The organism is Microcoleus sp. Z1_A1, assembly GCF_036700305.1.
In the GTDB taxonomy this organism is placed as follows: Bacteria; Cyanobacteriota; Cyanobacteriia; order Cyanobacteriales; family Microcoleaceae; genus Microcoleus.
This window is the reverse complement of the sequence record NZ_JAUBOR010000005.1, coordinates 160,049-182,746: the sequence shown is the minus strand read 5'-3', so window position 1 is coordinate 182,746 and position 22,698 is coordinate 160,049. Positions and strand designations below refer to the sequence as shown.

Sequence of the window (22,698 nt, the reverse complement as noted above, 5' to 3'; positions counted from 1 at the left end):
TCAGTTTCAATCCCTGATAGGGTTTTAGGTTGTTTTCGGCTTTATCAAACTGGTGTTGGTGCTCAAATAAGCGCGTTTCAATCCCTGATAGGGTTTTAGGTTGTTTTCGGCTCAAAATCAGGCTCAAGGCTGGCTGGACACTCAAAGAGTTTCAATCCCTGATAGGGTTTTAGGTTGTTTTCGGCAGGGAGTGTCTACGCCTCAGATAATCCTAGATTGCGTTTCAATCCCTGATAGGGTTTTAGGTTGTTTTCGGCCAGTGTAGACAGTTTACACGCTATTGGCTTATACTGTAGTTTCAATCCCTGATAGGGTTTTAGGTTGTTTTCGGCACTGTCCGATCGGCTCGGTCGTTCCCGTCGTTGATGTTTCAATCCCTGATAGGGTTTTAGGTTGTTTTCGGCTTTAAATAAAATAAAGGCCGCAAGTACCCGTCAATGTTTCAATCCCTGATAGGGTTTTAGGTTGTTTTCGGCAGATTTAGTTCCCATCGTCAAAAAACAATTAGCTGGTTTCAATCCCTGATAGGGTTTTAGGTTGTTTTCGGCCTAGATGAACACCTAGCAGCCAGAGAGCTAGGGCTGGTTTCAATCCCTGATAGGGTTTTAGGTTGTTTTCGGCAGCGGGAGTGACTTGAATCACTCCCTAACAAAATGAGTTTCAATCCCTGATAGGGTTTTAGGTTGTTTTCGGCCGCCGGGGTCTGGGAGGCTTGAAATATAAGGTTTTCAAGGTTCAGTTGCGTCTGACTGCAATCAATATACCATTTGAGCGATCGCCCTGTCAAGGGGGCAAATTTCAAATAGACCTCAAACTCTTTCCCAGTAAAGCTTTCAGCATTTGCGTCTGACCCGCATGAGGTACAAACCACCGCAAACCCAGTCCTGGCAAAGCTCTCAGCCATTAAAATTCACCCCCTCAGTTTAACACCTACAGCCAGACGCAAAATCAAACCATAAAGATCGTAGTATCCAGCGGTGCCCGGCCGCCAATCCGCTCGATCTTCCCCTGACAGCAAGCACACAAATAGTGAAACAGGATGCTGTCTTCTTCCGACTTAATCACCCTACTCAGACGTTGGCGCATCCGGGCATACTGAGTATCCGTCACCTCGCAATGAAACACCGAATACTGCTTCCATTCCCCATAAGACTTGAGAATCTGGTGAATCTTAGTGCGGCGCTTGTCCTCAGATATATCGTAGCAAACCAAAACAAACATAACTTAATTGCCTCCCTATTTCAAAATCAAAGGTGGATACTTATCAACTTCACCCATCAAATACTTAGCCATCAGCCGCCCTTGAATTTCAAAAGCTTCTTGATAACTACACAACTTTCCCATCACAGGATGCTTGAACTTTGACTGCTTCTTTTCTTCGTAAAGTCGCAAAAAATTGTGCAGCGCTTCTTTTGTTAAAGAAACCGCCCCGCTCAACGGTTCTGCCGTAAAATCATTAGGCGAAACTTTCTGCAAATTAATCGCCTTCAACACTACAGCATCAACTACCAAAGGTCGAAATTCTTCCATCAAATCCAGCGCTAAGGAAGGACGGCCATAGCGCTCAAAATGCAAATATCCCAAATACGGATCGAATCCCACAATATTCACCGCACTTTGAACATCGTGCCGCAGCAGAGAATATCCCAAACTTAACAGAGAATTTACCGGGTCAGTAGGCGGACGGCGGCGGCGAACTTCAAAGCTAAAATCTGGCACGCGAATCAGTTGATTGAAGCAGCCAAAATAAGTCGCACTACCCGCCCCCTCCAATCCTCGCAGAGAATTAATACTCGAAGTTTTCTCAATAGACGCGATGACTTGTTTCAATTGGGCAATGGGTTTTTCAAAATCCTGTGGAGAATATTTGCGCTGACATTCTAACAAAGTATTGCGGTAATTCTTGAGTTTTCCCCGTACAAAGCCTCTCACTAAATGCACGGATTTTTCCGATTCCCCAGCCGCTTGCCACTGAGCTTTTCGCACAAAAATATTTTTCGTCATCTCCGGTTCCAACCTCCCCAAATAACGTCCGTTTAGCGTCAAAAAACTTAAAGGAATGTGACGTTCCAAAAGTTCCACAACCACAGCCGGCGAAACTGTAGCGCGTCCCAATGCAACAACCCCATCAATCTTAATTAATGGCACGTCCAACAGATTTTTTTTGTCAGCTTTAACCGTCAGACGTTCATCGACTTTGCCAATAAAAGCATCTTCTTGAGTAATGTAAACTGTTCCCATTGTGAATTCTCCTATTTGCAGGTTAACTTGCTTCTTGATAGCGGTTGACTTTGGCCGCAGCTTGGGGCAGACATTGGGGAAAAAGACTGCATCCCGTACACCGAGCGGTGTAAACTGGTAAAGGGATATTTCCCGATCGCCAAAGAGCACCGACTTTTTCAATAGTGGCGATCGCATCCTGTCTCAAACCCTCAGAAATCTCGACTAATTGCCGCTGATGCGACTGCGCGTAATACACATATCCAGTCGCAATAGTTTTCCCCGTCATCTCCTCTAAACAAAGCGCTTGGGCGCAAACTTGCAACTCATCATTATCCCATTCCCCCTTCCGTCCCCGCTTGTATTCCACGGGGTAAATCTCACCCTCAGCCGACTCAATCAAATCCGATTTACCAATCAGTTTGTAGCGCTCGGATTTCAGCCAAATCGCCCGCACCTGCCAAGTTTCATCCCGGTTAATCTCGCCCATCGTGTGAACGCGATCGTGCAAACTCGTCCCTTCAATGGTATACTGATTATCGGTAAATTCTCCCGCACAAGACATTCGCCAGCAGCGGTGAGGACAGTAAGAATACTGGTTGAGAGTTGCGATCGAAATGTAATCAGAATCGTTCATAATTTTGATGGTTTGTAGGAAATTAGTAATTGGAATTAATTAGTGATGCCCCATTCCGCCAGGGGTTGAAACCCCTGTCTCATAGCTAAAGTCGGTTGAAACCGACTGAAGCAGTAATTTAATCATTGATGATATTTTGAGCTTATCGGTAACAGTAAGCGCAAAGGTTGAAACCGACTGAAGCAGTAATTTAATCATTCATTCTTGCAGTCCTCTTCAGAGGACTTTAGCTATTAGGCAGGGGTTTCAACCCCTGGCGGACTATGGGTTTTACGTTCAGTTATCAAGAACTTTTTTAACAACTATTCGCCTAGTCATTCCCATCCCCATCGGAGTTTTCCTCCCCACTCCGCAGTAAACAGCAAAATCAGCCAAAGCATTAATTTGCTTAATCGCTAAAGGCTCCACATCTCCCAAAATCCGATAACTAACCTCCCCAACCATGCCGACAAAATCGCTTTGATAGTTTGTCAATTTTTCACTGCGGATATTGACAAATGTCGAAAAAAGTGCATCGAAGGAAAGATCGGGAAGTGCGATCGGGCTGTACTTATTCCAACGACTGAGGAGACTATTAAAAACGCAGTCTCTAGTAGGAATCACGGAATCAAATTTTCCCTGCCGAAAGGTAGTAGGAGTTGCAAAACTGAAGGCAATTAAGCGATTAGTTTCGGAAGCGCGATCGTACAATTGAGAGTAATCGCAAGCATTAGCCCAAGGCTGATCTACTTGGGGCGTTCCGAGAATCTTGGTAATCATCAAATCGGCTGGGCCCAGATGCCACGGCTTCGAGGGATTGAGATTCAGCCAAAGCTGAGTTAATTTGCCGAATAAAGTGTCATCAAGCAGAGTAATTCGCCACCAACAGAGGGTGTGTTCTGGAATCGTTTCTGTGTGTTCCCATTGCAGGAAATGGTGTTTTTTGAAAGGGCATTTTTTAGTTTGCAAAGGGCTGAGGGTGAAGGATTTTTGGGCGGTGGCTTCGTGGAGGCGATCGCCGAGTTTTTTGTCAACGGAGCTCACGAGGGTGAGGAAGAGGGCGTGCAGGTGTCTTCCGGTGAGGTATCCGGGGGGAATTGGGGCCAGGGGGAGGATGTTGAGGACTAGGCTGTGTGGCATATTAGTTAATGGTTGGTGATTGTTGAAAGCATTGCAGACCACCAGGAAATGATATGATTTGCGATCGATTACCGATAATATTGTAGGGGCGGGTTTACCAACAATATCTGCCAATAATTGACAATCTCAAAAACCCGCCGCGGTCGGGGTATTACGGTCAAGCCAAGGGATATCATATGATAGGATATGGGAACGATCGACCATAATTGAAGATCGGGGCGGGTTTACAGAATCTCTCGTTTTTATTACAGATATTGGTGAACCCGCCCCTACAGGAATTATGGTAAATTGCTCGTTCCCAGGTTCTACCTGGGAACGCATTTCTAGAGGCTCTGCCTCCTATTAATCTGCCCGAAAGCGGTATTCCATACAAGCGGGAATTTTGAGTGGCTCAAACTCGTAATATCGCCCTAGCATTTTGACATTTTGGATGAGGCTAACCGGAGGCATATTAACCACATCGTAGCTAATCACTTGATGGGAAAACATCACATCTAAAGGATTTAGCAGATAGGGAAAATTTAAGTTAGCTTCAGAAGTCGAGCGCTTCACTTCCTTCTGTTCTACGATTTCGACTGCTGCTTTGCTCATCCACTTTCCCAACCGTATCCACTTTGCCAGTTTCAGAGACTTCTCTGAGATTATGAAAAACTCAAATTTGCTTTCCGGCGCAATTTCTTTGGTTCTGCCAAAACTAGGGATATTTTTCTGAGTTTTCTCCATCTCAACGTGATAGTTATTGTTGGCATATTTCCAAGTGTTGAGAGTAGAGGAGTGAGAAATAGATCGCCCCGGAGTAACATAAATCCCCTGTTGGTTGAGCGCCGTTAAATGCGGCTCGTATTTAGGAACTTGTTCGGGACAGAAATAGCGATAGGAATGTTCTTCAGAAACGGTGGTGGAATAGATTTCGCTATCCACCAAACCGAGGGCGTAACAAAGCGCGTAATTGTGAATTATCGGCTCAGTTTCGTAAAGTCTCCCTATCTCGCGAGTTGCAAAATAAAGGCTATCGTGCAACTCGATTTGACAGCGGTAAATAAAAGCCACGATTTTTACTCCGTAGGTGCAACTGCTTTTTTACCTTTCTTGCCTTTTTCAGAACTTTTTAAGATATGTTTCTGAGCATAAGCTGTTGATTCGGTATTAGCTTGAGTCAGCATTGCTTGTAATTGAGTTTCATCGCTGGAAATCGATTTAACCTCTGCCAAAAGGCTATTAAAAGATTCACCGAGAAAATCACGGTGTGAGATACACTCTCCATCCATTAGTTCAGAAATTGCTCGATTCGCATGAGTCAAAACATCATCTTCATTGAGAGGATCTGGGGGATTAATTTTGCCCGCAGCACTCATCAAGTCATAGATTTTTTGCGTCCACCGCAGATTGCTAACAATCTCGCCATCAGCAAAAATTACCCCGATTAATTCATTGCGAACTCGACCTGTGCGGGTAGTTTGCGCCCCGTAGTGCCGCGTTCGGAGAATGTTGTTGAAAACGTATAGAAAACCTGTTTCTGTGGGGTCTTTCAACGTTACAATGCTGGGAAAAAAGACTTGAGGCAAAATGTGGTCTTGACTGTTAATGCGGCTGGTAACTTCCCCCTGACGGCTCATTGTTCCACTTTCAAACGGTGCATTGAGGGTGAAATTGAGGTGAGAATCGTCGAAGGGAGTGATGGAATAAGCAGTGTCTACAACTACCTTGGATTTCTCAGAACCCGAATCGCCGATCGCAAAACCGTACAAAATACAATCAGGAGTAGTTTTGCTGAAATCGACGTTGTAGTCGCACTTTTCCCAGTCGCCAATTTTGTAATTTCGCAGCAACTCGCGTCCTGTTAAACGTTCTGGTGTAGACTGTTTCCGCTTAAACATTGCTAAACGGCTGATCTGCGTTTTGTCTTCAATTCCAGCACTTACTCTGGCTTTATTCAATTCGCCGTCTGTCTGAAACAGCGGATAAGATTCGGTGACGCGAACGGTGATAAAATGAGCATATTTTCCCATCGGTTTTGCGGGAATTTCATCGTGAAAAAACTTAGAATCAAGGGTTTTCAGAAATTTCATGGTTGTTTCTCCAGTACAATTTGATTGCAAAAATGGGGACTATTTAGGCGGATTCTGTTTCTGTTTCGGGAACTTCATCAGGTTCTTCCTGCTTGCGTTCCTTGCGTTCTTTGTCATCTTCCAAGCGATAAAGGTAATCGCAAGTATCCCGGATTAAGTTGAGTTGAGTGCCTGCTAAACGCGCGCGATCGCCCTTAAAACTCCCATCAAAAATCACCTCCACAAAATACTTGGCAAAATCATAAATTGCTTGCCGTTCTTCCTCAGAATTCAAAGCAGGTTTCCACTTCCCATCAACAAAAGCAAGTGTCGGTTTTCCTTCCGCCGCCCGCCGCCGCACGTTATTCATGAGCTTTGATAAACGCCCGCCCACAATATCTGTTAAAGATTCGGTATTGTTGGCTAAAGCTTTGTCAAATTTCAGAATAACGTCAGCCGCTTCGTCAATAGGTTTTAGCACGGCATTAGCTTTCGCATATTGACTTTTTGCCCGATAAAAGCGGCGGTACAGTTCGGTCAGTTCTCGCATTTGATTCACGGTTTGTCCCTCCGGTTCAAAGTAGTAGTAAAAATTTAGGTACAGGCGGATTTTGGCAATGGGTACGGACTCAAGTTTGTCTTGTTTTCGCAGCCATTTATTCAGGTAGTGAAAGACATAAAGAGGACTGGTTTCTAAATCGCGTGCTAAATCTGACAATTTCCCCCAGTCGGGATTGCCATCTTTTTTGCGGTTGACTTCTAAGTGAATGCAGTAAGCGGCACTTAGAGCATTTAGCGGTGAAAATTTAGGCGGATTTGATGGCGGAGGCAAAATGCCGTCTAAGCGATATTCATCTTGATTAATCAGAGAACGAATTGCTTGATGTTCGCCATCAATCACAACGGTTTTTTCAAAATCTGCACCGCTAATGAATGGCGGTACTGGCGACTCGGATGCCACTGTTTTGACATCGAGGATTAGCGGTAAAGCAAAGGCTAACCAAGCTGGCATTACCCAAGATTCCGTATCTGTGGCATCTTTTCCTGGTGGCAATGCTAGGAAGAAAAAGGTCAGCGGTTGATTGTCGGGATAGCTGATCTTGAAAGTGCGATCGTCTTCTGCTTGCAAATTCTCCTGAATCAATAATGAATCAACCTGTTGATACTTGTCAAGGGTAAAATTGGCAATTTGTTTGTCAGTAATTAAGTGCTTGCGAATATCAGCATCAAATCTCGTCCTAGCAATCCAACTGTAAGCTTTCTGAAGAAACTTGTTTGTTTCTGGAGTAAAGAAGTAAGCGGGGTAAAGATAGAGATAGCGGTATTTGCGGCCTTCAAAGTCTCCTCCTGTGGCATTGGTTTGATTCATCAAAATTTGTCTCAACATGATTTCGATAGACCAAATTGAGCAAATTTGACGCTTGGCAGCTTGCGCGTTAAACAAAATTTGGCGGTTGCTGTAAACTTGGGGAGTAAATAAAGTCGCCGCCTCCATTTGTTCTGTCACAGTGTAAGCCGAACTCGACATCGCACAAACATTTTCGCGTCCTCTCCCTGTGATTTTGGCTGCACTGTAGCGCGCCAATTCTAGTAAAAACGGATCGGTTTCTGGTTTGACAACTGCCCCCGTAGGCAAGGAAACAATGCGGCTGACATAAGTCCGCAAATCGTTCCAGCCGTCGGGAATTTCAAACTTTTCGGCGATGGGTTTGATGAGAGTGACTGCACATTCAACCATATCGGTTAAGACGGCGCGCACTTGAGTTTCATCTAATCCTTTATTTCGTTCAAAATACTGTGCAGCTAAGTAATACCAATCCAGAGGAACGCCGCCTGTTTTTTTGAGAGATTGAATTGCTTTTAAAGCGGGGATTTGGTCGGCTAAATCTAAATGTTCTGCAAGTTTTTGAGTCAAATCTAATTCCGGCGGGCTTTGCCGTTTAGCTTTGGGCAATTCTTTTTGAGAATCACTCAAGCGTTCCTGCCATTTATTCCAAATGCCCCGACACAGGATATCGCCAAATTCTGCTAGCCTGTCTATTCGATAATCTTCGGGAAATTCTAGCTTCAATTCACCGGGCAAATCTCCATCTTTTTGGAAACTTAGCAAGCTGTCGCTGCGCTTTTTAGCAGAGGATGCTTTGGTGCTGGTAATGAGTTTGCAAGCTGCTTCGATGCTAACTCCCATGAGTTCGATTATATCAAAAAACAGCCAGTAAAATTCACCAAATTTAAAGCCTTTTCCGTCTCGGCTAAATCCTATTGTTTTGAGCTTCAATCTCTCGGCACAAAGCTTGCGAATTTTTGCGATAACTTGGTTAGGAATTTCAGCAGTTTCGATGGCCGGTGCATCGGTTTTAGCGAGATAAACTGCACCATCTGGCAAATACAGCAGTGGCGTATAAAACTCGCTGGGATGAGCATCCATCAGAGCATTGTTAATGATATTTGTCAATACTCCGCGATTGTCTGAGAGCGAGTGATAGCTAAATTTAAGTTGCCCGTTGCTGAGGGAAGTCAAAACTTCAGATAAACCGTTAGCTTCGGCATCGCTGGGATGTTTGATAACTGAGGCGAATAAGTCTGAGAGTCTGACTAAATTGGCTATAGTTCCTCGGATTCTACCATCGAGTTTAGGCTGCAATCCGCGAATTTCCAGACCGCGATCGCTATCATGTTTCACTCCGGCATTGTTGCTCATCCACACAAGATCATCAATGTGCGATCGCCAATTTTCCCCTAATAAACTATCTAATCCAAGTTGTTGAATTTTTAGAGCAACATAATCGCGTCCAAAATTGGGGGCTTCGTCTTTGTGAGGTGGTTTTGTTCGCCAGTCTCGGTTGGCAAATTTTTCCTCTAAATCGTTAGTTTTTAGCCATCCTGGATAATCGGAAAATTTGTCGAAGTCGTGCAGGATATACGATGCTATGAACAAAGCTATTTCTGTTTCACCGCAGTTGCGTTTAACAGGATTAGTTTCAGGTGTCTCTGTCTTGAGTCTTTTGAGAATTCGGTAAGTTGGGAATAAGCCGTTAAGTAGGTGAGAAGTAAAGGATTGATCGTGTTTGCTGCGATCAATATTTTTGCCTTCGGCGCGCCTGTCTTCGGTAAATTGACCGCCTTTGGCTGTAGTTCCTGCGAGTCCTTGGATCAGCTTTGGCAGGACGTTTTCGGCGAAGGATGCTAAAAGGCGATCGCCCTCATTTCCTGCCGTTTCTCGAATTGCTTCTTTAAATAAGCGAACTGTCAAAAGTTCGTATTTTGCAGGCGTTTCACTGTCATCATCATCGGAAGAATGCAGCCATTGGTAAAGTTCATCTACATTCATGATTCTGTTTCCTCTGGTTGAGTGGGTTGATATTCCTGAATCGTACCCTGTCGAATAATCCACAATTTCCCAAAAACTTCGGCTTGCTCTAATCCTAGGATTAACGTTTCTATTGCTTCTCTCCACTCTGTAAAATTCGCACGAGATGTTAGCCGAATTACAACAATCCCCGCATAATCAGATGGATTAAACCGCATCCGATTGCCAAATCCGCGATCGGCAGTAACTAAACATCTTTCCTCTTGACGACAAACATTAATCAGTTCGACATCGGGTGCTGAAGTCAAACCTTGGTTTGGTACTGTTTCTACGTCATGCCCTGCCAAACGTAAAAAGGTAACAACGCGAAGATCGACATTTTCATCTAGCTTTAACTTCACGTAGTTGCTTCCTCCTTTTTTCCTAATGGAATGTCGGTATAATAATCTCGCGTTACTTCGGCACCGTAAGCAATACAAGCGAATATATCGTCTCTTTCTATGCTTGGATATGCTTCTAGGATTTCCTCAACAGTCATGCCTCCAGCTAGGTAGTCAAGGATTAGGGAAACCCAAATGCGGTGGCCGCGAATGCAGGGTTTTCCAAAACAGATATTTGGATCGATCGAAATTCGGGACAGTAAATTATCTCTAGTCATTGGTCTTCCTCCAGGTTTCGCGCAATTCATTTAAACAAATCCACTGGTGATTCTTCTTAACCTCGATGTACTCCCAGCCATTAGCTGAACCGCGATTTATTTTTGTTGCCAAGGGACTCGGTTTATCAAAATCTTGTCCGTCGTAAACAATGGTTCCTTTCATGGAGATTTCCAGGCTATTGATATAGTCCCGACCTAACTTTTTTGCAACATCCCGCTTCAGTTTGACTCGCACAGGCATTCCTCGCTTGGTGATACCCGCGTCAAGTAGCTGAGTCAGCTTGACATGGGAGTTGTCCGCTTTCTCCTCTGAAGTCTGGCTGGCAAGTGCCAAATCGAGAGTTAACTGAGTCGGTGGTGTCTCCGGTTTACTGGGCTGCTGGGGAAGGGCTGTTCGATCGGGCGGCTGTGACGGATTGATATTTAGGCGTTTGGGGAGCCAGTCGAGAAACGAAGTTCTTAGCAGTTCTGGCATCTGAGAGATATCGCTGTCGTTGAGATGAATATCCATAAGAAGTCTGTTGAGGTTGTTCTCATCGTGCCATCCTCTCCTCGCGAATGTCAAGTAGTTACTGTAGCCTTATTGATGAAGAGTCACTATAGACTAATGGTTAGTCGCCAGGAACAACATCGCGTATTATTGAGTAAGGAGCAAAGGGCGCAGTTCAGTGCTGCATTAGTAGAAATACCTAAATACCTATCAGGGATTGAAACACTGTCGCCTTCTGATGTCGGGCTAAACCCTTTCTCCTCAAGCTTTTCAGCAAATCCAACCTTCATCCTGCTGCGGTTTCCAGTGCCAAATCAGCGTCTCCAGCAACAGCGCCGATCGCCCAAACGCGATGGTGTAATTTGCTTTACCATCAAATCGATCGCTCAAAGCATAGGCTTGGAAATGCACGGGCAATCCACACTTGGCTCGCAAAGTAGCGCGATCGCGATCGGAAACAAAGCACACTAAACCTCGATTAGATAATTTGCCGCTAATCTCGTTAGTTCCCCCTGTCACTTCCAAACCTTTCAGGATTTGCACCTTGCCGGATTTAGCAATCTCATCCAAATCGTCTCGCGAGCAATAAAACTGCCAATCTTCTCGCAATTCCCGATATCCAGTCAATTTCAAATAACACAAAGCTTTATCAAAACGGCTGACTGCTAACCCAGCTTTTTTAGCTCTCTCCATAAAGTCGGCGCTTGTCATCAAATCAAAATGAAAGTTACTGAGCAAACTGGGGAGATTGTAAGTTTTAAACCGTTCTTTCTCCGGCTCATCGGGATTAGTCGTGTCATAAATCCCACAATCTAGCTGGCTGATACCCCGAAAACTTCGAGCCTCCTCAATAATTTTCTTTTTCTCCTTTTCCATACAGCGGAAAAGCTGCCCTCGCATCTGTTTAATCGTAACTCCCAAAGCTTGCTCAATATCGGCTGCAAAATTATCCGCTGCTTCGGGATACTTGGTTTTCATCTGATAATTTTTTTCCAACTCTAAATGCACGCAAGCTGACTGAATTCCTCCCCAGCGTTTGGGATATTGCTTAAACTCATTGACATAGCCGTAATGCTGGCGGATGGCTTCGGACAAACTAATACGATCGCGCGTTTCGCCATCTTGCAGCGGGTGATTTTCAGCCTCAAACAGCCTTTCTATAATAAAGTTAGGTAGCAAAGCATAAGCTTGATAAATATCAAACCCTTTATGTCTCCCCAACCTGCCGAAACGCTGAATAAAATTCCCTGCATCCGCCGCTTCAAATACTAAAAAATTAATCCGAAAGTCAACTCCCACATCAATTGTCGATGTTCCCAAAAGTAAGTCAGCGTCTTCAACAGATTTAGACTTCTCTGTCTCACCAGTCAATCCAGTATTTTCTCGGACTTTCAATCCCAGCGGTTCAAAAATCGCCTTGAATTTGGGGACTAAGGTTTTTACAGCGGCGATCGAGTTCAGGATAATTGCACCTTTACTCCCAGGATGATCTTGAAAAAATTTCAAAATCGTTATTTCGGCATTTTCGACAATCCAGTTATAACTGGAACGTAGGTTTGGTTCTAACTTTTGCGGAAAAGTCAAGTTAATCGGATAACTAATCTGCCGCCAGTTGTCGCCGGCTGCAAACCGATAACCTCCGTGCTTGACTGGATCGATGATGCGATGCTTTAATCCAGCTTTGGATAAAAACTCCTCTAACAAATCGTTCGGTGTAGCAGAGAGGAATAAAAACTTTTTGCCGGGAAATGTATGTTTAATTAACAGGATGGCATTGATGACGCTGGCAATTTGGGGAGATGAGAAAATGTGGAATTCGTCAAAGATAAATAGTTTGTAGTTGTCGTCAATCTTGGCAAACAGGCGATCGGGGTTATCTCCTTTACCTTCTTTGTTTCGCCGCAAATAGCGGAAATCGTGGATGTAGTGGAATATATCGGGATTTGTCAGTAAAATCTCTGAGTTGTCCGCGCGATCGCACAATCCTGCTAATTTTGAAGAAAGTTTATTTGTTGCAATAAAATCCTCAAGAATCGCTGCATTCAAACGATAAATTTGCGGGTCGTTTTCCGGTTTAAACAGTGCTTTGTAGCCTCTTACCTGTTTTTCCTGATCGCGCGCCAGTTCGTTTGTGGGGTACATTGCTAAAGTGTACGTGCGATTGGTCACGGCTGCCAGAAAAGCTGCTAAACTTTTACCGTCCCCTGTCATTGCTGTATTGAAGACAACATCAATGCTTGGGTCTTGCAGTGCTTCGTAGGTTTCGACTTGATGCCGCGAGAGCCCGTCCCAGCCCGGAGGTAAGGTAATGCCTGATGGAAGCGTTTGGGCGGGACATGAGTACACGGGTTTAAGAGTTATAGAATAATTTGCCATTTTTAATCTATTCCTGATCTATTATTGTCTCGAAGAGAATCTAGATAAGTAGTGACTTGCCGTTGATAAATCGGGTATTTCTGCAATACAAGATCGATGGCTTGATGCACTTTGACAGGATCGATTTCGTCATACAGATGTACCAGACGGTTACGCAAAACACCTGATTGAGATAAGATGCTAGCTAACTCCGCTGTTATAATGCCACAGTTGCTAACTTCTATAAAAACATCAAAGTTGCTATTCGGTTGCTGGACTTCTAAGCGCTTGAGCAAATATCTATTGACATCAAGTGCAACTTGAATAATTAGTTGCAACAATCGTTCTACAATTAACTGGTTTCCTCGATTTGTGAGATATTCTTCTAAAGAAATTGACTCAAAACAACTTAAACTCTCTAGATAGTCTGTCATAAAATCCAGCTTAGCTAGGACGATGGCAGGCTCAATCTCCTTCATACTCCCCTCCTTTGCAACGCAACCTCGATTTTTTGTCGCAGATTCTGACGCAGCACTTCTAATTCTGCATCAGTCATGAAACATTGTTGTTTAAAAGCTTCAAATTTACCTAATTCTGTTTCGTACAGTAAAATTCCGTCTCGCGCTACAAAATGAGCAATTAGCGACGAACAGCGATGTAATTCCACCACATCAATATCGTCACTATTTATTCTAAAAAGTTGACCCAAAATTCCTGGAACTTCAAACCAAGAAAATCCCCGGTCTTGGCAATATTCTTCCCTAAGCTTTTCATCGTAAAGTGCGGCAAAATCCCAATCACTTTTTGGGTGAGTATCACCTCTGGCACGAGAACCAAAGAGGATTAGCATTTTGAGGTAAGGAATTTGTTCGGGAAGTTGTGAAGCAATTTCCTGAAGTTCAGTCAGTGTTGGGGAAATTTGGAGCATGGTTAACTTTTGTAGGGTAAACAAATTCGACGACTAGGACAGATAAATTTTTCTAGTCATAATAAATTGTCTCTAGCACTCTATCTTTACAGGGGTAGAAGGAGAAAAATTCCCTCCAATCCCCTGACAAAATAGCCTTACACCCTATTATTGACGTTCAGCAACAATCGGTTTCGTGCTACTGCCGGCTCAGGCGACGTTTCTCAAATTCAGTCCTGAACGCATAAAACCAAAGAAACCGGGTTTTTATACTCGAACTGTCGGGTAGAACGCGTCTTTTCGTAAAAAAACCCGGTTTCTGACTACCATGCGTCCAGGACTGAAATTTATAGCCTTCGTTATCTCTGGGATGTTTGTACTTGCACTAAAATTATATTTACATTGAAAACCCAATCTGTCAAGTGTGCAAGTACAATTTGTTTGATGCCCCGCAAAAAAGAGACAATTACACTTTCAATTCCGACCGGAACCAAGGAACAGCTAGAGGCGATCGCCCTTCGCCTCGGTATCTTATGGGGCAAAAGTCCCAGTGTGTCTGGGTTACTGGTCGCAATCGCCCAACAAAAAATCGAAGTGGGCGAACCCTTTACCCTCAATTCAGTGCAGGTACAATCCTTGAACAAAGCCGTCAAATTCCTCAACGACTCTGGCGAAGTCGAAGCCGCCCAGATCGTCATGGCATTACTTTTGGACAAAGCCAATCTGGAAACCCCTTTCCGGCAAAAGTTGCTCGAACAAGTCAACCAAACTGCCGAAGCGTGGCGGATTCGACTCAATCAACTGATTGACGATCGCCAACCGTTCAGACTGTTTTACCAGTCCGGCAAAGACAAAGTGAGCGAATTTACTGCCCGCAGTGCCAAAATTCGCCTCTACGACAAGCGCCTGTACCTAGAAATCTGGTGCGACGATGCTGACTCCAGAGAAATCCCGGAATTAGCTCACAATCGGTGTTTGCGTTTGGACAAGATTGTTAACTTGCTACCTGCCAGTGAAAATTGGCGCGAAACCATAGACTATCTGGAAGTACACTTACACTTTTTAAGGGGATTGGCTGGAAACTATGAAGCCAAAGAGGAGGACGATGTGGCAAATGAAATGGTGGGAGACGTGCGCCATGTAGTGAAGCGGGTATCCAGCCGATTCTGGCTGTTCCGAGAGGTGTTTCGGTACGGCAAAGACTGCGTGATTGTCTCGCCCCAGAATGTGCGCGATCGCTTCCAACAAGAACTGATCGCCCTCTGCCGCCAGTACAACATCGAAATCCGCGATTAGAGGACTTGGAAGTACCGAAAAACACACAGAGACTTAAGAAACCGGGTTTTTTCCGAGATTAAGGGTTTGAATCCAGTATTTTGGTAAAAACCCGGTTTCTGACAACCCGCGATTAAATCAAAAAAAAAGCAGCCGGTAAAGGCTGCTTTGACAAAAAAACCGTTGTTGAGTTAGAGGAGAAAACTTTAAATCGAATTCAAATTACTGCTGTTTCAACTCCTGCCTGAGTTTCCACTATTTTCATCTACCGCTGACTCACCTTGCCTTCAGAACAAAACTTCAAATCCCGATTAGAATGCTGCTGAAAGTTCGTTGACTACTTGGACTCGGCCTCTGAGCACCGCCCGCAGCAACCGGTTGACACAGCCTCTGTCTTCATCATTCAGAGAGTCGTCGAAGGTGGCGGCCATCAAACCGTAGCGATCCGCCAGAGTCAAAACGCCTGTATCGGTTACAGAAGCGAGGATTTCAGAGATAGCGCCGGGGAGGAGTTGTACGGGGTGCATGGCAGTGCGGTTGAATTCGATATATTTATCATCTTCTGGTTTCCTCAAAAGCTCAGTGATATTAATGAGGCCGCGAAGGTGATTGTCAGGGGTGAAAGCAAGTGATCCGAGTAGAGTCAAGTTGTGACTTGGGTCACAGGGCGATCGCCCGACAGCTTAAAACCCACCTCTGGCAGATGCGCCCATACCAGCGGAATTTATACATTGGGTATGATTTCTAAATGAGTTCCACCCTTACCCCCGTACTGAAAATGCTTGATTTTCTCAATCCCATCTTGGGCCGCAAGCCCGATCGCATCAAAGCCAATGTGGAAATCTATACTTGGCAAACCTGTCCCTACTGCATCCGCGCCAAAACTTTGCTGTGGTGGAAAGGCGTAAATTTTACGGAATACAAAATTGATGGCGACGAAGCCGCTAGAAAAGCAATGGCCGATCGCGCTAACGGACGCCGCAGCGTACCCCAAATTTTCATTAATAAGCAACACGTAGGCGGCTGCGATGACATTCACAAACTCGATGCAGAAGGAGAGTTAGATTCGCTGCTAGCTCAACCAGCAGTTTAAACTGAGATATTGCAGCATTCCCAAGAACAGGCTTTTGGGCCTGTTCCACAAAGAGTGAATTTTCTGCTTGTGGGGTGTAGGGGTTGGGCCGAAGAGCCCGCCCGCGAAAGGCTTATTGACAAAAGTCCTTACTACGAACCTTTGGCAAATTTACCTAAATTATCTTGCCGCCATTTAGCATCCGATCGCCTGTCTGTTTGCAATTCTAAGACGCGAATCCCGCTATTTGGCAGCAAATTTAATTTTTGTTTGAACTGTTCCCAATCCTCAATTACCTCGTGTTCCACGCCATAAGTTGCACACAAATGAGCAAAATTCATCTGCTGCGGCGTGGCAAAAAACTCTTCAAAGGGCGGGTCAAATTTGGCAACGGGCAACATTTCAAAAATTCCGCCGCCGTTGTTATTAATTAATAATATTGTCAGATGACCGACAAATTTATTTTTAATTAAAAAACCGTTTGTATCGTGCAAAAGTGTTAAATCGCCTGTTAGCAGGATGCTGCTTAGATTGCGGTGAGCAACTCCCAAAGCTGTTGATAATGTGCCGTCTATACCGTTAGCGCCGCGATTGAAAAACGGTTTTATTTCTAAGTTGTTTGGCTTCCAGAAAAACTCTACATCTCTGACGGGCATACTGTTGGCAATAAATATCGGTGTTCCAGGCGGCAAAATTTGGGAAAGCAGCCAGGAAACTTTGGGCTCGATTATGTTGTTAATTGTTGCTATTTTTTGGTCTATTGTTTGTCTGACTTGGATTTCGGTGTTGCGCCAAAGTTGGAGGTATTCGTTTGAGGGAGAGGTTTGAACCCCCCCTAACCCCCCCTTGTTAAGGGGGGGGACAAGAGTTGATTCGTCCTTGTTTAGGGGGGGGATTTGAGTTGATTCCTCCTTGCTAAGGGGGGGGATTTGAGTTGATTCGCCCTTGTTTAGGGGGGGGATTTGAGTTGATTCGCCCTTGTTTAGGGGGGGGATTTGAGGGGGGATATTAGTGGTAGCAGTGGTTAGAACCCCCCCTAACCCCCCCTTGCTAAGGGGGGGGACTGGAGTTGATTTGCCCTTGTTAAGGGGGGGGATTTGAGGGGAAATAGCAGTGGCTAGATGCTCTACGGAGGTTCGCAGGTGAATTGTTTGGCCGTGTAGGGGATCGAAGTTGTGGTGGCTGGGGTCGATTATGTAGCGTTTTGGTTGGGTTTTGTTTAGCCAGTTTCGCAGTTCTTTGCTTGTGGGTAAGTCTCCGATTTGAATGGCGATTTCTGGAGTTAATTTATCTGCTAGTTCGCGGTTTCGCAGGATTAAATCGTAGGTGGAAATTAGATGGGGGTTTAGTTGGGCGTGGTTTCTGACTGGGGATAGTCCTTCTGCTAAAATTGGCCAGTTTAAGGATTTGGAAATTTGGCCGATCGCACTACAGTATTTTTCGGCAAATTGGGGCTGTGCAACGCCTGCAATAATAATGCCTTTGCTGCACTTGTGCCATTGGTGCATTGTATTTTCTTCTCCCCCCCTTAACAAGGGGGGGCTGGGGGGGGTAGAGCTTTCTCCTGCGAAAATGGGTTCTAATCCTGCAAAGAATTCTTCGGGATTGAATTGTGTTTCTAAAGCTTCTACGGCTATGTCTGGAACGGGTACAAGTGGGTCGCGAAAGGGGATGTTGAGGTGGACGGGGCCGGGTGTTGGAAATTGCGATCGCTCCCAAGCATACATTACCGTCTGCCGCAGATAGTCTAGCATTCCTCTGGACGCAGAAGGTATCGCTAATTCGGCTTGCCAGTTGGGATAATTGCCGTATATTTTCACTTGGTCGATCGCTTGTCCGGCGTGACAGTCCCGCAGTTCTGGAGGTCTATCGGCGGTGAATATTAGCAGCGCAATTCGACTTTCTCTGGCTTCTATTATCGCAGGATAAAAGTTGGCTGCAGCGGTTCCCGATGTGCAAATTAGTGCGGTTGGAAAACCGGATTTTTTGGCAATTCCTAATGCGAAAAAGCTGGCTGAACGTTCATCTAGTATGGGAATAGTTTCTATTTTTTTGTTTTGAGCAAAGGCTATTGTTAATGGTGCCGATCGCGAACCGGGACAAATCACGGCGGTAGTTAATCCCAGTCGTTGCAATGTCTCTGCTAATATTGAAGACCAGAGAGTGTTGGTATTGCGAAAATCAATCATTTTTATAATATATTGCTAAACTAAAGCATTTAAAAGTGGTTGTAATTTGAGCTGAATTTCTGCTAGTTCTTTTTCGGGTTCCGAACCGGCAACAATACCAGCACCAGCATAAAGTATAGCCCGATCGCCATCGATTAATGCCGATCGAATGCCCACGGCAAATTCGCCGTTGCCGGTGCGATCTATCCAGCCGAGGGGCGCTGCATACAACGAGCGATCGCAGCTTTCGCAGCCGCGAATTTGCTGTAGGGCAATGTCTCTCGGTACGCCCGCCACCGCTGGCGTTGGATGCAGTTGGGATAAAATCTTTAATAAATGAATATCACGGGGAATTCTAGCCCTTATGGGTGTCCACAAATGCTGAATGTTTGACAGTTGCAGTAGCCTGGGAACCGGGGAAAAGTCGGGATTGATACCGAGACTCGACAGGCGATCGACTATAAAATCAATTACAACTCGATGTTCTCGAATATCCTTTTCGCTGTTGAGTAAACCTTTGCCTAAATTCGCATCTTCCGCTTCATTTTTCCCCCTCGGTGCGGAACCTGCTAAGGCATCTGTTACTAACTCATTTTTGTGAATGCTGATTAAGCGTTCTGGACTGGCACCGATGAAATTTTGACCTTTGCCGTTACTGGTGGAAAATACGTAGCAACCGGGATAAGTAAGGCGCAAGTTATTTAACGAATCTATTAAACTGAAAGGGGTTTGGGAAATGACATTTATTGCTTGGGACAAAACAATCTTACTGAAATATTGAGAGTGGATCAAGTCTAAAGCGGACTTGACGGATGTTTTAAATTGAGTGGCATCATTCACAGGAATTTGTTTGAAAAATATCGAGCTGTTTCTAATAGACGTGATTTTTTTGTAAGGTGAACACGAAATTTTATCAAAATTTTCCCAAATATTATCCGTGATAATTTTAACATTTATATCTCGGTTTATAATTGCATTGGCAACAATTGTGCAGCTATCTTTCAGGCGAGTAATCTGCCATTTTGGTAAAAATACGGTGCCAGGGGGGAAGTAAGAATTGGTCGCGACATTCTCATCGAAAAAAGCAAAGCTACAAAAAAAGTGGGGCCCGCTGAAGGGCAAGCGTTCTGTACCGATGGTAATTGTTCGGGCAAGACAAGATTGAATAAAATTTTGAGCTAGGGTAAATCGATCGCTTCCGGCTACTGTTAAATGGATGGCCGAATCTAGGGCGGCGATCGCAAAACTGTTGCCGGAAATCGGGTCTCTTTTTTCAAAGTAAAAGTGCCGCTGGCAAGGTTCGGAAATCTCTTGAAGTACAACTAGCGGATCGACGGGGGCAATCTCCTGAGAAATACTAACTATCTTGGTTTGATCTTTTTCGGTTAAAGACTGCTGGCAATCTAACAGAAACTGATGCAGTTGATTGCGGTCTTGTAAAAGATTAGCGCGGTGCGGTATTACTGTCATGAAAGCGAGAATAGCAGATTTGTCAGAAAGAGTGCGGTTTTGTCCCGCTAGAACCCCTATTTCGATCTAAGCACGGGAGGGCGATCGCAAAACATGACCTTTCGAGTTTCCCGGAAAGTTTGGGATCGGCGGGGGGCAAAAAACAGACGATCTTCTTCGAGGGCTTTCCTTCGGATCGCGAAAGCTAACGCCAACCCGCGATCGATCGAAACATTTAGACATAAAACTTTAAGATTGAGCGACTCAATCTCGACTCTCATACGATCGCCCCCACAGAGGTTTGCAGACGGGCATTACCGGGCGCGCGATCGCCCGCAAAGCCTGTCAACGGATACCCCCCGCGCACTAAACCCGATGCAGAGTAGAGTTTCTTCACCAATAAAATTGTAAAATTACTACGCTGCTATCAATTGCATCAAGTTTGTGTAATGACAACAAAGTTAATTGAACGTCCAAATAGTAAATTGTGGCTGGCGGCAATCAAGCCGCCCATGTACAGCGTTGCGGTAATTCCTATTTCAGTAGGAACAGCAGTTGCTTTTGCCGAAACTCAAACGATTAATTCGTCAATTTTTTCGACATTTTTAATGTCAGCCATTTTGATTATAGCATGGCTGAATCTCAGCAATGATGTATTTGACTCAGAAACAGGCATCGATAAAAATAAAGCGCATTCCCTAGTTAATTTAACCGGAAATAAAGCTTTAATTTTCGGGCTGGCAAATCTATTTTTAGCAGTGGGAGTGTCGGGAATCTGTGCCATAAGCTGGTGGCAAAAAGACCCAACAGTAATTTTGCTAGTAGTTTTGTGCTGTGCTCTCGGCTACACTTACCAAGGGCCTCCATTTCGTCTTGGCTATCAAGGTTTGGGGGAAATAATTTGCTTTTTTACCTTTGGGCCGCTAGCCTTCGCCGCTGCTTATTACAGTCAGACTCAAACTTGGTCTGCAACTAATTTTGCGGCTTCGGTAATCGTGGGAATTACTACGAGTATCATCTTATTTTGTTCCCACTTTCATCAAATTGCGGATGATTTGGCGGCGGGAAAAAAATCGCCGATTGTGCGACTCGGTACGAAAAAAGGTGCTCAGTTGTTGCAGTGGTTATGCGGCAGCGTTTATACTTTGACTGTGCTATTTGTGGCTTTGGGAATGTTCCCAATTTGGACGCTGTTGATTTTTGGAAGTTTGCCATTTGCGATCGACCTTTGCCGCCATGTCACAGACTATCACGACCAACCTGCAAAGGTGAGCAACTCTAAGTTTATCGCAGTTACGCTGCATTTTTCGAGCGGATTGCTGCTGGCGTTGGGCTTTGGTTTGTAGATCGGGCGATCGAGAATTCGGGTAAACTGGAGGTATGGTTTGCTAAGCTGAGGGAGTTGGGCGAGTTGGCAGAGTTGGGCGACTTCTCAAAATCTTCTTTAATTCAGCAATCCGTACCTCACATTGAATGGTCAAAAGGAGAATCAAAGCATGAGTACGCAAACAGAAATTGACAAAATCATGAGCCTAGAAGAAATCATCCACTTATATCCTAGCGAGTGGGTGCTAATTGCTTACACTGAGCTGGATGAGGATTTGAATGTAATTCGAGGTGAAGTTTTAGCACACTCACCGGAGCGCGATTTGCTTTACAATAATGCTTTGTCAAGGAAGGGAAAATCGGTGGCAATAGAATACACCGGCCCTATCCCTGAAGACTTAGCAGCTATGTTGTAACAAAAATGCCAGATTATCAAAAAGCTTATCGCTTATTGCGTCACGGACGAAATTTGCTCGCGGTGCAAGCAACCATTGGTGGAAATAATGGTGAGGCTACTGAGTATCGGGTGCGTTTATTGGTGGATACGGGAGCCAGCTACACAATATTGCCAGTTAAAACATTAGAGGATTTGGGTTACGATACGCGCAATCCTCTACGCAGGCAAGAAATCTTTACAGGTCAAGGAAGAATCTATGTTCCTGTAATTAATGTATCTTGGTTTAATTGCGTGGGTCAACTAATAGAAAATTTTGACGTATTTGCCCACGATATACCGCCAAATGTTCGTATAGATGGTCTTCTTGGTATGGACTTTCTCACTCGTTTTCAGGCAGTTATCTCTGTTGGCGATGCGGAAATTAGATTTCAGTAAATACGGCAATTATACTAATAATTGTAGATGGACTTTAAACATTATCAATTTCACTATTCCTTAACTGGCAACAAGAATCAGCCGACAATTTTATTTTTGCATGGATTCACGGGCAGCAGTCAAGACTTTAGCAGCGTCATTCCCTTACTTTTTAACAGTTATTGCTGCTTAGCAGTTGACCTTCCAGGTCACGGAGAAACTAGAGTCAGCGGCGACGAAAGTTGCTACAATATATCAAATACAGCCCAAGCATTGATCCAGTTATTAAATGATTTACAAATAGACAAATGTTTGTTATTGGGCTATTCAATGGGCGGGCGATTGGCACTTTACATGACATTACATTTTCCAGAAAGATTTGAGAAAGTAGTGCTGGAGTCTGCCTCGCCGGGATTGAAGACAGAAAAAGAGCGATCGCACCGCCGACAAGCCGATTTACAGCTAGCACAAAAGCTGGAAAATAGCAACATTAAAGATTTTTTATTCAACTGGTACGATATCCCTTTATTCAAATCTTTAAAAAACTCTCCTAACTTCGACAAACTCATAGAAAGCCGCTTAGCAAACAATCCCTTAGAATTAGCCAAATCCCTCCGCAACATGGGAACCGGCAACCAGCCATCTCTCTGGGAAAAACTCGCACAAAATCAAATCCCCATCATCTTGCTAGCGGGAGAATATGATGATAAATTTATAAATATAAATACCGAAATGGCCAGCTTGTGTCCGGCGGCTACTCTGGAAATTGTACCCAAAGCTGGTCACAATATCCATTTTGAAAATATTGATAAGTTTGGATCAGTTGTGAGACAATTTTATGATTAACTAAAAA

Annotated in this window: 22 protein-coding genes and 1 CRISPR repeat array (1 of these 23 running past the window's edge); of the genes, 6 read left to right on the top strand and 16 right to left on the bottom strand. The window is 44.4% G+C overall.

Annotation, left to right across the window (positions count from 1 at the left end; translation table 11 throughout):
- A CRISPR array of direct repeats spans window positions 1-694; the repeat unit is 37 nt; unit sequence GTTTCAATCCCTGATAGGGTTTTAGGTTGTTTTCGGC (it extends 5,428 nt beyond the left edge of the window).
- Between the two features lie 254 nt (window positions 695-948).
- The 13 genes from cas2 to mntA form a co-directional block, all read right to left on the bottom strand.
- Complete coding sequence (gene cas2 / locus QT973_RS05180) at window positions 949-1,221, bottom strand: CRISPR-associated endonuclease Cas2 (protein ID WP_333052664.1); 273 nt, start codon at window positions 1,219-1,221, stop codon at window positions 949-951.
- A gap of 15 nt (window positions 1,222-1,236) precedes the next feature.
- Entirely contained in the window at window positions 1,237-2,241 is a 1,005-nt protein-coding gene (gene cas1d, locus QT973_RS05175; protein ID WP_333052662.1) for a type I-D CRISPR-associated endonuclease Cas1d, read from the bottom strand.
- A gap of 22 nt (window positions 2,242-2,263) precedes the next feature.
- Window positions 2,264-2,857 (bottom strand): CRISPR-associated protein Cas4, encoded by a 594-nt coding sequence (gene cas4 / locus QT973_RS05170; protein WP_333208389.1) that lies wholly within the window; start codon window positions 2,855-2,857, stop codon window positions 2,264-2,266.
- A 276-nt stretch (window positions 2,858-3,133) separates the two neighbouring features.
- The gene (gene cas6, locus QT973_RS05165; protein ID WP_333390818.1) at window positions 3,134-3,976 is read right to left on the bottom strand and encodes a CRISPR-associated endoribonuclease Cas6; all 843 of its coding nucleotides are present in this window, start codon (window positions 3,974-3,976) and stop codon (window positions 3,134-3,136) included.
- A 342-nt stretch (window positions 3,977-4,318) separates the two neighbouring features.
- Entirely contained in the window at window positions 4,319-5,026 is a 708-nt protein-coding gene (gene cas5d / locus QT973_RS05160) for a type I-D CRISPR-associated protein Cas5/Csc1 (RefSeq protein WP_333390786.1), read from the bottom strand.
- 5 nt (window positions 5,027-5,031) lie between these two features.
- Window positions 5,032-6,045 (bottom strand): type I-D CRISPR-associated protein Cas7/Csc2, encoded by a 1,014-nt coding sequence (gene cas7d / locus QT973_RS05155; protein ID WP_333390783.1) that lies wholly within the window; start codon window positions 6,043-6,045, stop codon window positions 5,032-5,034.
- A 43-nt stretch (window positions 6,046-6,088) separates the two neighbouring features.
- Complete coding sequence (gene cas10d / locus QT973_RS05150) at window positions 6,089-9,355, bottom strand: type I-D CRISPR-associated protein Cas10d/Csc3 (RefSeq protein ID WP_333390780.1); 3,267 nt, start codon at window positions 9,353-9,355, stop codon at window positions 6,089-6,091.
- Window positions 9,352-9,735: a DUF5615 family PIN-like protein gene (locus QT973_RS05145; protein ID WP_333390777.1), complete on the bottom strand. Its 384-nt coding sequence runs from the start codon at window positions 9,733-9,735 to the stop codon at window positions 9,352-9,354. The genes cas10d and QT973_RS05145 overlap by 4 nt, the downstream gene beginning before the upstream one ends.
- Window positions 9,732-9,992 (bottom strand): DUF433 domain-containing protein, encoded by a 261-nt coding sequence (locus QT973_RS05140; RefSeq protein WP_333313012.1) that lies wholly within the window; start codon window positions 9,990-9,992, stop codon window positions 9,732-9,734. Before QT973_RS05140 ends, QT973_RS05145 begins: the two co-directional genes overlap by 4 nt.
- Complete coding sequence (locus QT973_RS05135) at window positions 9,985-10,503, bottom strand: hypothetical protein (protein ID WP_333104000.1); 519 nt, start codon at window positions 10,501-10,503, stop codon at window positions 9,985-9,987. Before QT973_RS05135 ends, QT973_RS05140 begins: the two co-directional genes overlap by 8 nt.
- A gap of 249 nt (window positions 10,504-10,752) precedes the next feature.
- Window positions 10,753-12,858 (bottom strand): type I-D CRISPR-associated helicase Cas3', encoded by a 2,106-nt coding sequence (gene cas3, locus QT973_RS05130; RefSeq protein WP_333390774.1) that lies wholly within the window; start codon window positions 12,856-12,858, stop codon window positions 10,753-10,755.
- A gap of 2 nt (window positions 12,859-12,860) precedes the next feature.
- A complete protein-coding gene (hepT, locus tag QT973_RS05125) occupies window positions 12,861-13,316 on the bottom strand; it encodes a type VII toxin-antitoxin system HepT family RNase toxin (RefSeq protein ID WP_333390771.1) in 456 nt (151 codons plus the stop codon).
- Complete coding sequence (gene mntA / locus QT973_RS05120) at window positions 13,313-13,765, bottom strand: type VII toxin-antitoxin system MntA family adenylyltransferase antitoxin (protein WP_333052644.1); 453 nt, start codon at window positions 13,763-13,765, stop codon at window positions 13,313-13,315. The genes hepT and mntA overlap by 4 nt, the downstream gene beginning before the upstream one ends.
- A 423-nt stretch (window positions 13,766-14,188) precedes the next feature.
- Here mntA and QT973_RS05115 point away from each other — a divergent pair, with 423 nt between their 5' ends.
- A complete protein-coding gene (locus tag QT973_RS05115; RefSeq protein WP_333052642.1) occupies window positions 14,189-15,040 on the top strand; it encodes a WYL domain-containing protein in 852 nt (283 codons plus the stop codon).
- Between the two features lie 290 nt (window positions 15,041-15,330).
- Here the strand turns inward: QT973_RS05115 and QT973_RS05110 are convergent, their stop codons facing one another.
- The gene (locus QT973_RS05110; protein ID WP_172188518.1) at window positions 15,331-15,546 is read right to left on the bottom strand and encodes a hypothetical protein; all 216 of its coding nucleotides are present in this window, start codon (window positions 15,544-15,546) and stop codon (window positions 15,331-15,333) included.
- Window positions 15,547-15,797: 251 nt separating this feature from the next.
- On the opposite strand from QT973_RS05110, the gene grxC reads away from it, so the two are divergent.
- On the top strand, window positions 15,798-16,112 hold the full coding sequence (grxC, locus tag QT973_RS05105) for a glutaredoxin 3 (RefSeq protein WP_333269824.1): 315 nt from the start codon (window positions 15,798-15,800) through the stop codon (window positions 16,110-16,112).
- A gap of 131 nt (window positions 16,113-16,243) precedes the next feature.
- Here the strand turns inward: grxC and menD are convergent, their stop codons facing one another.
- Both menD and QT973_RS05095 read right to left on the bottom strand, forming a co-directional pair.
- Entirely contained in the window at window positions 16,244-18,280 is a 2,037-nt protein-coding gene (menD, locus tag QT973_RS05100) for a 2-succinyl-5-enolpyruvyl-6-hydroxy-3-cyclohexene-1-carboxylic-acid synthase (RefSeq protein ID WP_333052640.1), read from the bottom strand.
- Between the two features lie 15 nt (window positions 18,281-18,295).
- The gene (locus QT973_RS05095) at window positions 18,296-19,729 is read right to left on the bottom strand and encodes an isochorismate synthase (RefSeq protein ID WP_333052637.1); all 1,434 of its coding nucleotides are present in this window, start codon (window positions 19,727-19,729) and stop codon (window positions 18,296-18,298) included.
- Window positions 19,730-20,157: 428 nt separating this feature from the next.
- On the opposite strand from QT973_RS05095, the gene menA reads away from it, so the two are divergent.
- From menA to menH, 4 genes are all read left to right on the top strand, one after another.
- Window positions 20,158-21,054: a 2-carboxy-1,4-naphthoquinone phytyltransferase gene (menA, locus tag QT973_RS05090; RefSeq protein ID WP_333052635.1), complete on the top strand. Its 897-nt coding sequence runs from the start codon at window positions 20,158-20,160 to the stop codon at window positions 21,052-21,054.
- Window positions 21,055-21,204: 150 nt separating this feature from the next.
- Window positions 21,205-21,450, top strand: coding sequence for a hypothetical protein (locus tag QT973_RS05085; RefSeq protein ID WP_333052632.1), 246 nt, complete (start codon window positions 21,205-21,207; stop codon window positions 21,448-21,450).
- A 5-nt stretch (window positions 21,451-21,455) separates the two neighbouring features.
- Window positions 21,456-21,866, top strand: a complete 411-nt coding sequence (locus QT973_RS05080; RefSeq protein WP_333052630.1) for a retropepsin-like aspartic protease — start codon at window positions 21,456-21,458, stop codon at window positions 21,864-21,866.
- A gap of 27 nt (window positions 21,867-21,893) precedes the next feature.
- Window positions 21,894-22,691: a 2-succinyl-6-hydroxy-2,4-cyclohexadiene-1-carboxylate synthase gene (menH, locus tag QT973_RS05075; protein WP_333208398.1), complete on the top strand. Its 798-nt coding sequence runs from the start codon at window positions 21,894-21,896 to the stop codon at window positions 22,689-22,691.
- The last annotated feature ends 7 nt before the right edge of the window (window positions 22,692-22,698 follow it).

Excerpts from the sequence above, each read along its gene's own strand:
- menA (WP_333052635.1), top strand. The coding sequence starts at position 20,158 with ATGACAACAAAGTTAATTGAACGTCCAAATAGTAAATTGTGGCTGGCG.
- QT973_RS05135 (WP_333104000.1), bottom strand. The coding sequence starts at position 10,503 with ATGGATATTCATCTCAACGACAGCGATATCTCTCAGATGCCAGAACTG.
- cas2 (WP_333052664.1), bottom strand. The coding sequence starts at position 1,221 with ATGTTTGTTTTGGTTTGCTACGATATATCTGAGGACAAGCGCCGCACT.
- cas6 (WP_333390818.1), bottom strand. The coding sequence starts at position 3,976 with ATGCCACACAGCCTAGTCCTCAACATCCTCCCCCTGGCCCCAATTCCC.
- QT973_RS05095 (WP_333052637.1), bottom strand. The coding sequence starts at position 19,729 with ATGACAGTAATACCGCACCGCGCTAATCTTTTACAAGACCGCAATCAA.
- cas3 (WP_333390774.1), bottom strand. The coding sequence starts at position 12,858 with ATGGCAAATTATTCTATAACTCTTAAACCCGTGTACTCATGTCCCGCC.
- cas7d (WP_333390783.1), bottom strand. The coding sequence starts at position 6,045 with ATGAAATTTCTGAAAACCCTTGATTCTAAGTTTTTTCACGATGAAATT.
- QT973_RS05140 (WP_333313012.1), bottom strand. The coding sequence starts at position 9,992 with ATGACTAGAGATAATTTACTGTCCCGAATTTCGATCGATCCAAATATC.
- menD (WP_333052640.1), bottom strand. The coding sequence starts at position 18,280 with ATGATTGATTTTCGCAATACCAACACTCTCTGGTCTTCAATATTAGCA.
- QT973_RS05080 (WP_333052630.1), top strand. The coding sequence starts at position 21,456 with ATGCCAGATTATCAAAAAGCTTATCGCTTATTGCGTCACGGACGAAAT.
- hepT (WP_333390771.1), bottom strand. The coding sequence starts at position 13,316 with ATGAAGGAGATTGAGCCTGCCATCGTCCTAGCTAAGCTGGATTTTATG.
- cas10d (WP_333390780.1), bottom strand. The coding sequence starts at position 9,355 with ATGAATGTAGATGAACTTTACCAATGGCTGCATTCTTCCGATGATGAT.
- mntA (WP_333052644.1), bottom strand. The coding sequence starts at position 13,765 with ATGCTCCAAATTTCCCCAACACTGACTGAACTTCAGGAAATTGCTTCA.
- cas4 (WP_333208389.1), bottom strand. The coding sequence starts at position 2,857 with ATGAACGATTCTGATTACATTTCGATCGCAACTCTCAACCAGTATTCT.
- grxC (WP_333269824.1), top strand. The coding sequence starts at position 15,798 with ATGCTTGATTTTCTCAATCCCATCTTGGGCCGCAAGCCCGATCGCATC.
- cas1d (WP_333052662.1), bottom strand. The coding sequence starts at position 2,241 with ATGGGAACAGTTTACATTACTCAAGAAGATGCTTTTATTGGCAAAGTC.
- menH (WP_333208398.1), top strand. The coding sequence starts at position 21,894 with ATGGACTTTAAACATTATCAATTTCACTATTCCTTAACTGGCAACAAG.
- QT973_RS05085 (WP_333052632.1), top strand. The coding sequence starts at position 21,205 with ATGAGTACGCAAACAGAAATTGACAAAATCATGAGCCTAGAAGAAATC.
- QT973_RS05110 (WP_172188518.1), bottom strand. The coding sequence starts at position 15,546 with ATGCACCCCGTACAACTCCTCCCCGGCGCTATCTCTGAAATCCTCGCT.
- QT973_RS05115 (WP_333052642.1), top strand. The coding sequence starts at position 14,189 with ATGCCCCGCAAAAAAGAGACAATTACACTTTCAATTCCGACCGGAACC.